Raw genomic sequence first — 14802 nt, forward strand, 5'->3', positions numbered from 1 at the left:
GGTAAAATTACATTGTCACAAGAACAACTGAAAACGCTGACTGTCATCAACCGTTTCATTGACAAGTCTATTTCCAGACAACAGGCTGCTGAACTTTTGGGTCTCTCCACACGCCAGATCACACGCTTAAAGAAAGGAGTCCTTACCTCTGGCGCTCAATCCCTCATTCATAAAAATACCGGTAGAAAACCCGTTCACTCCGTTTCTGACGAATTGAAGGAAGCTGTCCTTAAGATTTATTCCCGCCCAGAATTCTCTAATGCCAACTTCCTCCATTTCAAAGATATACTCTCTGCAGATTTCGGAATTCAACTTTCCTACTCTGCTCTTTCCAGTATACTAAAAAATGCTGGTTTTGAAAGCCCTAAAAAGAAAAAAATCCGACACCGCACACATCGGCGCAAACGTAAGCCCCATCCCGGACAGCTCATCCAGATCGATGCCACGCCTTACGAGTGGTTTGGGGGAAATATCAAATACGCCCTTCATGGTGCTATCGATGATGCTACCGGGCAGGTCGTCGGACTTTTCCTGACACAGAATGAATGCCTTTACGGTTATCTGGAAACCATGCGTCAATGCTGCTCTGATTTCGGCATCCCACAGACGGTTTATTCTGACAACCATACCATCTTCCGTTCTCCTAAAACCGGAAAGCTGACTGTTGATGAACTAATCGCAGGCAAGACTGTCCATCTTACCCAGTTCGGACGTTCCCTGCACGAATTGGGCATTGACCTTATTTTCGCAAAGACTCCTCAGGCAAAGGGGCGGATTGAACGTTTATGGGTCACACTGCAGAGCAGGCTCCCTGTTGAGTTCGCAAAACGTGGGATTACTACTGTGTCAGAAGCAAACCGTTTTCTGGAAACAGAGTACAGGGAACTTTTCAATCAGAGGTTTGCCGTTGAGCCGGAAGCAGAGTCTATTTTTGTCTCTGCCGCAAAAGATTTGAATCTGGATTCCATCCTTTGTGTAAAGCACACGAGAAAAACAGATGCAGCCGGGACATTTTCGTTTAAAAATCGGTGTTTTCAAATCCTAGATGAGGGATTTCCGATTATCAATGCCCGCCGTGAGATCACTGTATTAATTAACCCACGTTTTGGAATTCGTGTAGAGTACGGCGGACGAATCTATAATACCATCCGTTATCTGAAACCTCAGAACAAAAATGCCAATACAGAAGTTCCCCAAAAAGTGTCAAAAACAGTAGAACCACACCTTCAGCTGCGTCACAGCAGTGATGAATGGAAAGCAATCTGGTGGATGGAGGATTATAATCTGTCACTTAAATTTTTATATGAGCTATTTTTCGAGAAGCAGCAGTCAGCTTCATAAAAGGGCATTAGCCCTTTTATGAAAGTGACATTTTTTCAAATAAATTTCTATATTAAAAAGTGACATTTTCATAAGTTATTGACACACTTTTTTTAATCAGATGTAAAAATCTTGTGAAAAGCCTCCTTAATCACATTGACAATTCAAAGTGATTTTTACATCTGCATTTTTCAATTTTCAAACACCGAGCTGAAACTATATTTATAAGTTTTCCGGCACTTTCGGAAGTTTTGCAAGAGCCTCTTTTAACTCTTCATCAGATGGAATATAGTCACTCATCTTTCCGTCATGGAATTTCTCATATGCATACATATCAAAATATCCTGTTCCTGTCAGTCCGAAGAAGATCGTTTTTTCTTCCCCTGTTTCTTTACATTTAAGAGCTTCGTCAATCGCAACTTTAATCGCATGACTGCTTTCAGGAGCCGGCAGAATGCCTTCTACTCTCGCAAACTTCTCTGCCGCTTTAAATACCTCTGTTTGTTCTACCGAACGAGCTTCCATATATCCATCTTCGTAAAGCTGCGATAAAACAGAACTCATACCATGATATCTCAATCCTCCCGCATGACTTGCAGACGGAATAAATCCACTGCCTAATGTATACATTTTAGAAAGCGGGCAAACCATACCTGTATCGCAGTAATCATATGCGTAAACGCCTCTTGTCAAACTAGGACAGGACGCAGGCTCCACCGCAATAAACTGGTAATCGGCTTCTCCTCTTAATTTTTCTCCCATAAACGGGGAGATAAGACCTCCCAAGTTGGATCCTCCGCCTGCACATCCGATAATAATGTCCGGCTTGATCCCATACTTATCCATTGCAATCTTTGACTCAACCCCGATCACTGACTGATGAAGAAGAACTTGATTCAACACACTTCCAAGCACATAGCGGTATCCCGGCGTATGTGTAGCCACTTCCACAGCCTCGGAAATGGCACATCCAAGGCTTCCTGAAGTTCCCGGATGCTCTGCCAAAATTTTTCTTCCCACTTCTGTTGTTTCAGACGGTGAAGGAGTAACACTCGCTCCATAAGTACGCATTACTTCTCTTCGGAATGGTTTCTGTTCATAGGAACATTTCACCATATACACCTTACAGTCCAAATCAAGATAAGAACATGCCATTGACAGAGCAGTTCCCCACTGTCCCGCTCCCGTCTCCGTTGTCACGCCTTTCAAGCCTTGGTCTTTCGCATAATATGCCTGGGCGATCGCCGAATTCAGCTTATGGCTTCCACTTGTATTATTCCCTTCAAATTTATAATAAATTTTTGCAGGTGTCTGTAATTTTTCCTCAAGACAATACGCACGAATCAGCGGCGCCGGACGATACATCTTGTAAAAGTCACGTATTTTTTCCGGAATTTCTATATAACGATTTTCATTATCCAATTCCTGCTTCACTAATTCCTCGCAAAATACAACGCTTAATTCTTCTTCTGTCATCGGCTTAAATGTTTCCGGATTCAGAAGGGGCGCCGGCTTGTTTTTCATATCTGCCCGGACATTATACCATGTCTTCGGCATCTCACTTTCTTCCAAATAAATTTTATAAGGGATCTTCTTCTCACTCATTGTTATTCTCCTTTCAAAATTTTCTTTATATACCTCTGAATTTTTGTGGAACTTTAACTTGCCCGGATATGATTCCTTTACAGACAATTCTCAAAATATCTTTTACATCATAAATTCTTTCTTTAATAATATAAAAAACTCCTGTCCCACACAATGATACTATTGCAGGGACAAGAGTCGTAATTCTAAATTATATATCAAAACTCCTGCGGTGCCACCCGGCTTGATGTGAAAACACATCCACTCACGCATACTAACATATGCCCATTTTTATAACGGAGTTATCTCTCCGGCTCACCTACTTCTATACTTCAAATGTTCAGCTTGCCCTCAGAAGCCCATTCATCCCAAGTCAGTATACCGCATTCCACCATCTACGGCTCTCTGTGAAACTGATTATCGGAATTACTTGCTCTTCCTCATCGGTTTACAGCCACTTTATCACGTTAAAATATAAATGTCAATATTTTTTTACTTTTCTTTTCATCTTTTCAAAAACTTTTCAAAAACTCATCAAAACAAAATATACTTACAAGAAAGACTCCCAATCAGTATAACTGTTCGGGAGTCTTTTTGTTCTTACTTTTATTATGCAAGTTTTTCTTTTGCAAGAGCTGCAAGTGTTGCGAAACCTTCTTTATCATTTACTGCAAGCTCAGCAAGCATCTTTCTGTTAATATCAACGTTTGCCAGTTTTAATCCGTGCATGAATTTGCTGTAAGACAGATCGTTCATTCTTGCCGCTGCATTAATACGTGCAATCCAAAGCTGTCTCATCTGACGTTTGCGCTGCTTTCTTCCTGCATATGCGGATGTAAGTGCTCTCATTACAGACTGTTTTGCAACTCTGTACTGTTTAGAACGAGCTCCTCTATATCCTTTTGCCAATTTCAATGTTCTGTTATGTTTCTTCCTAGCGTTCATTCCGCCTTTGATTCTTGCCATTTCTTAATCCTCCTTAAATAAGACCATTATTCTGTAATCACTGTATCGTCCGACAACATCTCATACGCACGATCAGACTTCTTCTTACAGATATGGTAATACCTTCTTCATGTTCTTTACGTTTGTTGCATCTGTAATTGTCGACTGTCTGAGATTTCTTTTTCTCTTTGTCGATTTTTTTGTTAAGATATGGCTCTTATAAGCTTTATTTCTTTTCAGTTTCCCTGTACCTGTCTTTTTGAAGCGCTTTGCTGCTGCTCTGTTTGTTTTGATTTTTGGCATGATAATTTCCTCCTTTATTGTGCTGCCTCTTTGGATCTCATTCCGGGCATATCGGTTCTTAACGTTTCTCAGCTAAAACCATGCTCATAGCTCTTCCTTCCATTTTTGCCGGTTTTTCAACTACCGCAACATCTGCCAGTGTCTCGGCAAAATCATCAAGGATATGCTTACTTTGCTGAACGTGCGCCATCTCTCTTCCTCTGAAACGAAGTGTCACTTTCACTTTATTGCCTTTGGAAATGAATTTCTTTGCATTGTTTATCTTCGTGTTCAAGTCATTTGTATCAATGTTCGGTGAGAGACGTACTTCTTTAACCTCGACCGTTTTCTGCTTCTTCTTCGCCTCTTTTTCTTTTCTTGCCTGCTCGTATTTATACTTTCCGTAATCAATAATCTTGCAGACCGGCGGTTTAGCCGCAGGTGCGATCTTCACGAGATCAAGTTCCGCTTCCTGAGCGATTTTCATAGCCTCACGGGCTGACATGATACCTAACTGTTCCCCATCCTCGCCGATCAGACGAATCTCTCTGTCTCTGATCTGCTCGTTAATCATTAAATCGCTAATTGTCGTATACCTCCGTCAAATGAATTCCTTCAGGTTTCCTATGCGAAACACAAAAAAACGAGTGAATATCATATCCACCCGACAATCAATAAAACCATTTCGGAAAATCCGAAAGGAAGTTCTTCGTTATCAGACCATAGTCACGCGCTTGTGCTATGGTGAGAGTGGATACTCTACTTTGTTTTTTGCTTCACGCAAAGATTATACTAACACACATACTTTCCTTTGTCAATCTTTATTTTTCTTAACTTTCCGCTTTAACTTTCCGCAAATTATGGAACCGACATGAAAAATGACAAACTTATCGTTTATTGTTTTATCTTCTTTTAAATCATGATATGATAGTATAATCAGCACGCACTCCCAAGATTGTTTTGCTGAATCTTCCGTATATAAAAGCACATCTGTACGGAAGAAGAAAAGGAAAGAGAGTTTAACACTATGAAATCAAAACAAATTACAACTGAAGACAAATTCAACAACAAATGGGGGTTTGTCATCTCCTGCATCGGAAGCTCTGTAGGAATGGCAAATATATGGCTCTTCCCTTACCGCGCAGGTGAATTCGGCGGAGCCGCATTTCTCATCCCCTATATCATCTTCGTTGTCCTTATCGGATTTACCGGAGTGATCGGAGAAATGGCATTCGGACGCGCGATGCAGTCCGGACCTCTTGGCGCATTTAAGAAGGCTTATGAAATGAAGGGGTCAAAACTTGGCACATTCATCGGGCTGATCCCCGTTATCGGATCGCTCGGAATCGCAATCGGTTACAACGTCATCATCGGCTGGATCTTGAAATTTTTTGCCGACTCGATCACAGGAAAAATTATCAGTGAAGAAGATCCTTCTGCCATATTCGGAGAACTTTCCCGCGACTTTGGCAGCATTCCGTGGCATCTTTTAGGTCTTTTCCTTGTCTTGCTCTGCATGTCATTCGGAGTTGCCCGGGGAATCGAAAAAGTAAACCGCATCATGATGCCTGCTTTTTTTGTTCTCTTTTTATTCCTTGCAGTCCGCGTTGCTTTCCTCGACGGTTCAGCGCCCGGGTATTCGTACTTATTCAAACCCGACTGGTCGGAAATGGTCAATCCCCGCACGTGGGTATACGCGATGGGGCAGGCATTTTTCTCCCTTTCCCTTGCCGGAAGCGGAACTGTTGTTTACGGAAGTTACTTAAAATCTGATGTAGATGTTGTAAGCAGTGCCAAATACGTTGCTTTTTTTGACACAGCAGCCGCATTACTAGCCGGTCTTGTTATCATCCCGGCCGTATTCTCTTTCGGCATGGCGCCGAACTCCGGACCGGGACTTTTGTTCATTACAATTCCCGCTGTTATACGTGATATTCCGTTAGGAAGAGTTTTTGCAATTATCTTCTTCCTCGCCGTACTTTTTGCCGGAATCACTTCTTTAATGAACCTTTTAGAAAGTCCGGTAGAAGCGCTTCAAAAACGGCTCGGCTGGTCTCGTCGATCTGCGATCACTTTTATCGGCGTCATCACTGCCGCTGTTGGAATCTTCGTAGAAGGCGGGCTCTTAAGCGCATGGATGGACAGTATCTCCATCTATGTAATCCCTCTCGGAGCACTGCTTGCCGGAATTACAATGTTCTGGATATGCGGAGATAAATTTGCAAGAAATGCCGCTCAGCTCGGTCGCGTGCGCACGATCGGAAAATGGTTCAAACCAATGACAAAATATGTATTCTGCGGTGTTGCAGTACTTGTCTACATTCTCGGAATTTTCTTTGGCGGTATCGGCTGATTGAAAGAGCCGAAAGCGCCTGTTTCAAAATTTGATATTTATAAAAGCGCATCTGCCGGATATTCAGATCCTGCAGATGCGTTTTTGTCTTTCTATTTTATTTTTTATGAAACATTATCTCGACACTTTTTTGATACATGTCACCGCCATTGCTCCAGGACCGATATGGCAGGAAACACTTAATGACAGAGGAGCTTCCAAAAACTCATATCCCGGAAAACGATTCATGATCTCCTGCTTCCATTCCATCGCTTCTTCTTTTGAACATGTATATGCCATACCAAGTATAATATCTTCTTTCACATCTGCAAAACGCTCATTGAGATCTTTTTCGATTGCATTCAGCATCGTTTTCTTTGCCGCTTTCCACCCTCTGACTTTTGCAAATGCATCTAATTTTTCACCCTGAATCTGAAGAACCGGCTTCAAATTCAATACAGTTCCGATCGCCGCAGCCGCCGGAGTGATTCTTCCTCCTTTTTTCAAATACTTCAACGTATCAACTGTGATATAAATACTTGCCTGCAGCTTCTCTTTTTCGAGAATATTTTTAATCTCTTCCGCGCACATCCCTTTATCGCGCAAATACATTGCATCATATACAGATTGTTCTTGTGTAACCGAGATTCTCTGGTTGTCCACAACATAAACTTTCCCTTTATATTCCCTCGCAATAGACATTGCCGTCTCGCATGTACTGCTAAGTCCGCTTGACATAGGAATACATACGATCTCATCATATTCTTTCAACACACTTTCCCACAGTTCCATCACATTTCCCGGGGAAGGCTGGGAAGTAGATATATCCGAATCCGCTCTGAGCTTCTCATAAAACTGTTCCTGTGTCAGTGTGATGTCTTCAAGATATAACTCACCATCAATAAAAAAAGGCATCGGAAGTACATAAATCCCTAATTCTTTCGCTCTTTCCTGTGTAATACCACTATTACTGTCTGTTACGACCGCAATCTTACTCATATCATTCTCCCTTTATCACTTTAAACCTGACTATCTCAGACCATTTATTTCCTTCTGTCTTGTTTTTCCGTTTAATTTTTAAAGCTGTGAATCGGAGCCGGGATCCTTCCTTTTCTGCTCACAAATGCATCGCATCTGAATTCGTTTACCGGCATGATCGGAGCGTATCCGAGAAGTCCTCCGAATTCCGCGGTATCTCCTACATCTTTTCCGATTACCGGAATAAGGCGAACCGCCGTTGTTTTCTGGTTTACCATACCGATCGCCATCTCATCTGCTATAATTCCGGAAAGTGTAGCTGCGCTTGTATGCCCCGGAATGGCGATCATGTCCAGTCCTACCGAACAGACACATGTCATAGCTTCTAATTTTTCCAATGTAAGTGAACCGGCGTGAACTGCGTCGATCATGCCCTGATCTTCACTAACCGGAATAAATGCGCCGCTCAAACCTCCTACATAAGAAGATGCCATAACTCCGCCTTTTTTCACTTGATCATTAAGCATCGCAAGAGCAGCCGTTGTTCCCGGTGCCCCGACTCTTTCCAAGCCGATTTCTTCCAAAATTTCCGCAACGCTGTCTCCGATTGCCGGAGTCGGCGCAAGCGAAAGATCCACAATGCCAAACGGAATGCCTAACCTTTGAGACGCCTCTCCTGCCACGAGCTGTCCGACACGGGTAACTTTAAACGCTGTCTTTTTAATCGTCTCACACAACTCTTCAAATCCTTTTCCGCGAACTTTTTCCAATGCTTTCTTCACAACACCGGGGCCGCTGACACCGACATTAATCACCGCATCCGACTCTGTCACTCCGAGGAACGCACCTGCCATAAACGGGTTATCATCCGGAGCGTTACAGAAAATAACAAGTTTTGCACACCCGAGAGAATCTCTTTCTTTCGTCTCTTCTGCTGTTGCTTTTACAATCTCGCCGCACAGGCGTACCGCATCCATATTGATCCCGGTCTTTGTAGAACCTACGTTTACGGAACTGCAGATCCTTTCTGTCTGCGCCAGCGCCTGAGGGATCGAACGAATCAGATTCTCATCACTTTTCGTCATTCCCTTGGATACCAGAGCCGAATAACCACCGATAAAATTGACCCCTACTTTATCTGCTGCTCTATCCAGCGTTTTTGCGATCGTCACAAAATCTTCCGGACTCTTACATGCAGCACCACCGACCAAAGCAATCGGAGTAACGGAAATTCGTTTATTCACAATCGGAATCCCGAATTCTTTTTCTATATCACGACCTACAGATACAAGATCTTTTGCCGTCTCGGTAATCTTATCGTATATTTTACGGTTGAGCTCTTCCAGATCCGAATCAATACAATCGAGAAGACTGATGCCGAGCGTAATCGTTCTTACATCCAGATTCTCATGCTCGATCATTTCATTAGTTTCGGAAACTTCATACATATTGATCATATTGTTTATCCTCTCTATCCTGTGTCGTCTTATGAACTCTTCTCTTATAATCTGTGCATTTTTTCAAAAATATCTTCTCTCTGACAACGGATGCTGACACCGATCTCATCACCGAGTTTCTCCATCTCGTCGCACATCTGAGTAAAATCTTTTGGAAGTTCTGTCACATCAACAATTACCATCATATTAAAATATCCTTGAATAATGGTCTGTGAAATATCCAAAACATTAATTTTATTCTCCGCAAGATATGTACATACTTTTGCAACAATGCCCACTGTATCCTTGCCAAGTACTGTAACAATACATTTTTTCATTTTATTTTCCTCCTTGATCAAACCGTAATAATATCCGAAACGGTATCTCTGTTCGCTACGAACATATCCAGATCGTCGCCTTTGTACTCGTTATCTGCCAGCGTAACTTCTAATTTGACCGTCTCATATGCAAGTTTTGCGTAATTATTTTCCTTGCTCAAATGCCCGAGCACGATATGTTTCAGATTATCATGTAGTATATCACAAAGCAGACGACCTGACAATTCATTTGATAAATGTCCCCTGTCACCGAGAATCCTCTGTTTCAAGTAGTACGGATATCCTCCGACTTCCAACATATGAATGTCATGGTTTGCCTCAAGGAGAACTGCATCAAGATTTCTCAGACATTCGACTGTATAGCTGTCGTATTTTCCAAGATCCGTTGCAACCGCAACTGATTTTCCTCCCTGCTCCAATCGATATCCCGAAGGTTCATTTGCATCATGTGAAATCGCAAACGGTTTTACAGTCATATCTCCCAGTTCAAAAGGTTCATCCGCACGGATCTCGCGATATAGTCCTTCCGGCATTTTCCCCAAACCGGAATAACTTTTGATCCCCATGATCGTTCCCGGCGTAGCATAGATCGGAATCTCATATTTTCTGCTGAATACTCCTAATCCTTGAATATGATCCGAGTGTTCATGAGTAATTAAGATCCCATCTAAATCTTCGCCTTTTAATTCTAATGTTTTCAACCCTTCTTCTATTCTTTTCTTGCTGATTCCCGTATCTACCAATAAATGCGTATCATCGCTTCCGACATAGATACAGTTGCCGCTGCTCCCACTTGCAATGCTGCACATTCTCATAATTGTATCTTCGCTCCTATTTGTCTTTTTGTCTCTTTAAAATCTCCGCTGTTATCAATTACATCCGTACAATTTTCACGAAATTGCTCCACCGAAAGCTGAGATGCCATCATTTGTGTGATCTTTTCCTGAGTATACCCTCTTGATCGTTCCAGGCGGATTCTCCGAACATTTTCTTCTGTATAAATATACCAGATTTTATCGCACAATTCCTGCCCTGCTTCTGCCAGAAGAGCCGATTCCAACACGTACAGCTTCCGCCCTTCCTTCTTTCGCTTTTCTATATCTTTCTTCACATAATCCAACACCGGCGGATGAACAATTTCATTCAGGATCTTCCGTTTTCCTTCATCGGAAAACACAATTTCGCCAAGTTTTTTACGATCTAATTCCCCGTCAGTTCCGACGACCGCTTCTCCGAACCTGTCCACGATTTTCCGGAAACATATTTCTCCTCTTTTTTCCAATCGCTTTGCCACTTCATCCATCTGACAAACATAAGCTCCATATCTGCTTTCCAAATAATCCAATACTTCGCTCTTTCCCGACCCAACTCCGCCGGTGATTCCTAAAACTTTCATTCTATTTTCTATCCTTTATACTGCTTCCCGACAAATCGTCTATTTTGCCTCATACCAATTTTTCCCGGTATGCATATCAACAATTAGCGGAACAGACAATTTCACGGCGTTTTCCATCTTATCTCTTAAAATTTCTTTCACTTCATCTACTTCCGAACACTCTGCCTCAATAAGCAATTCATCATGGACCTGCAAAATCATACGCGATTTCATATTTCTTTTCTTAAGTTCTTTATGGACATCGATCATCGCAATTTTCATGATATCTGCTGCGGTTCCTTGTATCGGAGCATTCATCGCAACTCTCTCTCCGAAATTCCTTTGCATAAAATTGCTCGATTTTAATTCCGGCACAGGTCTCCTTCTGCCGAACAACGTAACTGCATATCCTTTTTCTTTTGCATTTTCTACCGAATCGTCAAGAAACTTTTTCACTCCCGGATAAGTCTCGAAATAATGCTCAATGTATTCTGCCGCTTCTTTTCTTGTAATACTCAAATCCATACTTAATCCAAAGGAACTGATACCGTACACAATTCCGAAATTAACGGCTTTTGCATTTCTTCTTTGCAAATCTGTCACTTCATCAAACGGAGTGTGAAATACTTGCGACGCCGTCATCCGATGAATATCAGTCGCTTCCCGATATGCTTTGATCAACTGCTCGTCGCCCGAACAATGAGCCAAAACACGAAGTTCTATCTGCGAATAATCGGCATCGACAAAAACACAGTCTTCTTTTGGCACAAACACTTTCCTGATCATCCGACCAAGTTCCATCCGCACCGGAATATTTTGTAAATTCGGTTCTGTACTGCTCAATCTTCCTGTCGCAGTTACCGTTTGATTGAACTTTCCGTGTATTCTGCCGTCATCGCCGATAAAAACCGCCAGACCGTCCGCATAAGTTGATTTCAGTTTTGCCAGCTGACGATATTCTAATATTTTGCTTACGATCGGATATTCTTCTGCCAGTTTTTCCAACACATCTGCCGCTGTAGAGTATCCGGTTTTTGTCTTTTTCGCATGTGGCATATTTAGTTTTTCAAATAAAATAACTCCAAGCTGTTTCGGGGAATTAATATTAAACTCTTCCCCCGCCATCTCATAAATCTGATGCTCAAGTTGTATGATCTGCTCTCCCAACTGATCTCCGTACAATTTCAAAGCTTCAGCCTCTACTTTCACACCTGCCGATTCCATCTCGTACAATGTAAAAACCAAAGGCATTTCAATCTCATAAAAAAGACGATCCATTTCAGCTTCTTTTAATTTATTATCAAGAACCGATGCCGCCGCAAACGCCGTGTAGGCCTCATAACAACACTTCACATTAAGTTCAGCCTGTATCCCGCCTGCAATCCCAAGATACTGTTCTGCCACATCTTCATACGTATAATCGCTTTTTAGAGGATTTAACAGATAAGCTGCCACGATCACATCAAACGCGCTGCTTTGCTTTACATTTTTGATATACGGAAGAATTTCTTTCAAACCACATACTGAGAAACAGCTCACTTTTTCCGCAACATGCGACAACTTTGCAAATAAAAATTCCATATCCGTAGAAAGATCACATGGAATCGTAACAACATCTTTCTCACTCCAAGCTATGGCAATTCTCCCGAATCCCGAAGGATGTGCAAAAAGAGGGAGTACGTTTCCTTCATCTTTTGACAATGCTACCCCGACACATTGTGCTTTCTCCGCCATCGCAAAAATACGTTCTATTTCTTCTTTTTCCGTAACTTCTCGAAATATCTTTTCTATTTTATTTTCTTTCGTTTCTATAGAAAAACGTCCAAGCATATTTTTAAAACGAAGCCGCTCAAAAATTTTGTACGCTTCTTCCGTATAAGGATTTTCATAATGCGCTTTTTCAATATCAAACTCAAAATCCGCATGTGTTTCAATCGTCGCAAGCACTTTACTCATTTTTGCCTGTTCCCAAAACTCCTGAATATTCTTACTTGCCCGGGGCGGCTTTAATTCCGACGCGTGTGCATACGCATTTTCAATCGTTTGATACTCCATAATAATTTTTGTTGCTGTTTTTTCGCCGATCCCCGGAACTCCCGGAATATTATCCGCCGAATCCCCCATCAAAGCTTTCACATCGATAAATTCTCTCGGCGTTACTTTATATCGTTCAACAACATCTGCAGCATAATAATTCTCAATCTCTGTTTTTCCCTGCTTCGTCTTCGGAATCCGAATCTTCACATGTTCAGTGGCAAGCTGCAGCGTATCTCTGTCTCCTGATATGATCGATACATCCATTCCGCTTTCTTCGCACATGCGTGAAAGCGTTCCCAACAGATCATCCGCTTCAAGCCCCGCTTTTTCTATTGTAGAAATATTCATTGCTTCAAGCACTTCTTTAATTACGGGAACTTGCTGACGAAGTTCTTCTGCCATCGGTTTTCTCGTTCCTTTATACTCCGAAAACATCTCATGACGAAATGTCGGCGCATGAACATCAAATGTAACAGTCAGATACTCCGGTTTCTCCTCATCTAATATTTTAAACATAATATTCAAAAACCCGTACACAGCATTCGTATGCAGACCTTCCGGAGTTGTCAGATCGGGAACTCCATAAAATGCACGATTCAAAATACTATGTCCATCTATCAATACGATTTTCTTTCGCATGGCAGCAATTACCTCCGTTTCACAATCATACTCAAGTATACACTAAAAAGCCTCTTTTTAAAAGGTTGATTTTATGCTATGGTTATCATATGATCATACAAATGAAAGGAATTATATACATGGACAGCATAATTTTTGACGTAGACGGCACACTATGGGATTCTGCCGATTCTGTTGCCGCCGCATGGAATTTGGCAATCAAAAAGTTCTCTTCCCTCGACATTACACTTGACAGGGAAATTCTCGGAAGTGTTTTCGGGAAAACAATGACCGACATCGGAGATATTCTTTTCCCCTCACTTTCCGAAACGGAAAAAGATTCTCTGCTTTCCGCCTGCTGTGAGCTCGAAAACAATTATTTAAAAAATCATCCCGGAATCATTTATGAAGGAGTCGCTGACACTATTGAAAAGCTTTCTAAAAAATACCCTCTTTTTATTGTCAGCAACTGTCAATGCGGATATATCGAAGCAACAATGCAGGCAATCGGTATCGAACATTTCATAAAAGATCATCTTTGTTTCGGAGAAACGGGCGTTTCTAAAGGACAAACGCTTCGCATGCTGATCGATCGAAATCACCTGTCATCTCCTGTTTATGTCGGAGATACACAAGGCGATGCAGACGCCTGCCACGCTGCAGGTATTCCGTTTATTTTTGCCGAATACGGATTCGGAAATGTTCCTGATGCAAAAATGACCATTCACAAATTTTCCGATCTGCTTAATTTGTAATTACCAAATATTTTTCATAAATCGAGTAGGAGGGGATTTTAATAAATCCCCGACCTCTCACACCACCGTGCGTACCATCCGGTACACGGCGGTTCAATCAACTTAACAAGTAACACACCTTTCGGTGTAGTAATCTAACATTGAGACTAATCCAAATGCAGTTAGTCTCTTCGACAAGTAAGTACTTTCATTCTTCTCTTAAACTTCACAACTGATTTTGCATGTGACTTAGCCTTAAACTGGTGTGCTCTTGTGTCAAAGCAGAATCCAAACCCAAGGTATTTCAGTCCGCTTGGTCTGAATTGTTCCTCATAGATTGGTGTTAATACCTGCGCTATAGCTTGTTGTATAAATCTGTCTGTTACTGTTGGTACTCCCAGGTTTCTGACGCCACCCTCCGGCTTTGGGATCTCCACTCTCCGTACCGGCTGAGGTTTATATTTTCTTGACCTCAACTGGTCCTTGATGTTTTCTCCGTTCTTTTCAAGATGTTCTTGAAGTTCTGTGTACTTCATTCCGTCCACTCCCTCTGCACCTTTGTTTCGTACGACTTGCAGATATGTTTTATTGAGGTTATCACCAGAAAGTATCTGCTCCATTAGACTACTTGTGTCCATGTGTTCTTTCCTTTCCGCCTCGCTTGATTTGACCACCCTTTCCCCGATTGGTTACGACAGATGCTGTCATTTCTGCAATACGAAACATACTCAAACTTATTGATTGTTCGCCCCTTTGCTCCGTTTCCATTACAAAAACTTCTTCACTGCTATGGGCTCGGCTGACTTCTCACAGTTCGTTGTTA

Annotated in this window: 14 protein-coding genes; 3 read left to right on the forward strand and 11 right to left on the reverse strand. The window is 41.9% G+C overall.

Annotation, left to right across the window (positions count from 1 at the left end):
- The coding region (locus RUMTOR_RS06470) for an ISNCY family transposase (RefSeq protein WP_004846378.1) at positions 1-1341 on the forward strand (1341 nt) is incomplete at its 5' end.
- 201 nt (positions 1342-1542) lie between these two features.
- Here RUMTOR_RS06470 and RUMTOR_RS06475 read toward each other — a convergent pair.
- The 4 genes from RUMTOR_RS06475 to infC form a co-directional block, all read right to left on the reverse strand.
- Entirely contained in the window at positions 1543-2925 is a 1383-nt protein-coding gene (locus RUMTOR_RS06475; protein WP_004846379.1) for a TrpB-like pyridoxal phosphate-dependent enzyme, read from the reverse strand.
- Between the two features lie 588 nt (positions 2926-3513).
- Positions 3514-3870: a 50S ribosomal protein L20 gene (gene rplT, locus RUMTOR_RS06480; RefSeq protein ID WP_004846381.1), complete on the reverse strand. Its 357-nt coding sequence runs from the start codon at positions 3868-3870 to the stop codon at positions 3514-3516.
- Positions 3871-3954: 84 nt separating this feature from the next.
- Positions 3955-4152, reverse strand: coding sequence for a 50S ribosomal protein L35 (gene rpmI, locus RUMTOR_RS06485; protein WP_004846382.1), 198 nt, complete (start codon positions 4150-4152; stop codon positions 3955-3957).
- A gap of 58 nt (positions 4153-4210) precedes the next feature.
- Positions 4211-4705 (reverse strand): translation initiation factor IF-3, encoded by a 495-nt coding sequence (gene infC, locus RUMTOR_RS06490; RefSeq protein ID WP_004846383.1) that lies wholly within the window; start codon positions 4703-4705, stop codon positions 4211-4213.
- Between the two features lie 453 nt (positions 4706-5158).
- Here infC and RUMTOR_RS06495 point away from each other — a divergent pair, with 453 nt between their 5' ends.
- Positions 5159-6484, forward strand: a complete 1326-nt coding sequence (locus tag RUMTOR_RS06495; protein ID WP_004846385.1) for a sodium-dependent transporter — start codon at positions 5159-5161, stop codon at positions 6482-6484.
- A gap of 114 nt (positions 6485-6598) precedes the next feature.
- Here the strand turns inward: RUMTOR_RS06495 and RUMTOR_RS06500 are convergent, their stop codons facing one another.
- From RUMTOR_RS06500 to polA, 6 genes are all read right to left on the reverse strand, one after another.
- Positions 6599-7462: a DegV family protein gene (locus tag RUMTOR_RS06500; protein WP_004846386.1), complete on the reverse strand. Its 864-nt coding sequence runs from the start codon at positions 7460-7462 to the stop codon at positions 6599-6601.
- Positions 7463-7533: 71 nt separating this feature from the next.
- The gene (locus tag RUMTOR_RS06505) at positions 7534-8898 is read right to left on the reverse strand and encodes a PFL family protein (protein ID WP_004846387.1); all 1365 of its coding nucleotides are present in this window, start codon (positions 8896-8898) and stop codon (positions 7534-7536) included.
- A 44-nt stretch (positions 8899-8942) separates the two neighbouring features.
- Complete coding sequence (locus RUMTOR_RS06510; RefSeq protein WP_004846388.1) at positions 8943-9215, reverse strand: ACT domain-containing protein; 273 nt, start codon at positions 9213-9215, stop codon at positions 8943-8945.
- 17 nt (positions 9216-9232) lie between these two features.
- A complete protein-coding gene (locus tag RUMTOR_RS06515) occupies positions 9233-10030 on the reverse strand; it encodes an MBL fold metallo-hydrolase (RefSeq protein ID WP_004846389.1) in 798 nt (265 codons plus the stop codon).
- Complete coding sequence (gene coaE / locus RUMTOR_RS06520) at positions 10027-10611, reverse strand: dephospho-CoA kinase (protein ID WP_004846390.1); 585 nt, start codon at positions 10609-10611, stop codon at positions 10027-10029. The genes RUMTOR_RS06515 and coaE overlap by 4 nt, the downstream gene beginning before the upstream one ends.
- Positions 10612-10650: 39 nt before the next feature.
- Positions 10651-13266, reverse strand: a complete 2616-nt coding sequence (polA, locus tag RUMTOR_RS06525; RefSeq protein WP_004846391.1) for a DNA polymerase I — start codon at positions 13264-13266, stop codon at positions 10651-10653.
- A gap of 119 nt (positions 13267-13385) precedes the next feature.
- Here polA and RUMTOR_RS06530 point away from each other — a divergent pair, with 119 nt between their 5' ends.
- Positions 13386-14000, forward strand: coding sequence for an HAD family hydrolase (locus RUMTOR_RS06530; RefSeq protein WP_009242581.1), 615 nt, complete (start codon positions 13386-13388; stop codon positions 13998-14000).
- A 161-nt stretch (positions 14001-14161) separates the two neighbouring features.
- Here the strand turns inward: RUMTOR_RS06530 and RUMTOR_RS06535 are convergent, their stop codons facing one another.
- Positions 14162-14599, reverse strand: a complete 438-nt coding sequence (locus RUMTOR_RS06535; RefSeq protein ID WP_242647688.1) for a reverse transcriptase family protein — start codon at positions 14597-14599, stop codon at positions 14162-14164.
- Between the last annotated feature and the right edge of the window lie 203 nt (positions 14600-14802).

Origin of the sequence: [Ruminococcus] torques ATCC 27756, from assembly GCF_000153925.1 — a bacterium.
Lineage (GTDB): Bacteria > Bacillota > Clostridia > Lachnospirales > Lachnospiraceae > Mediterraneibacter > Mediterraneibacter torques.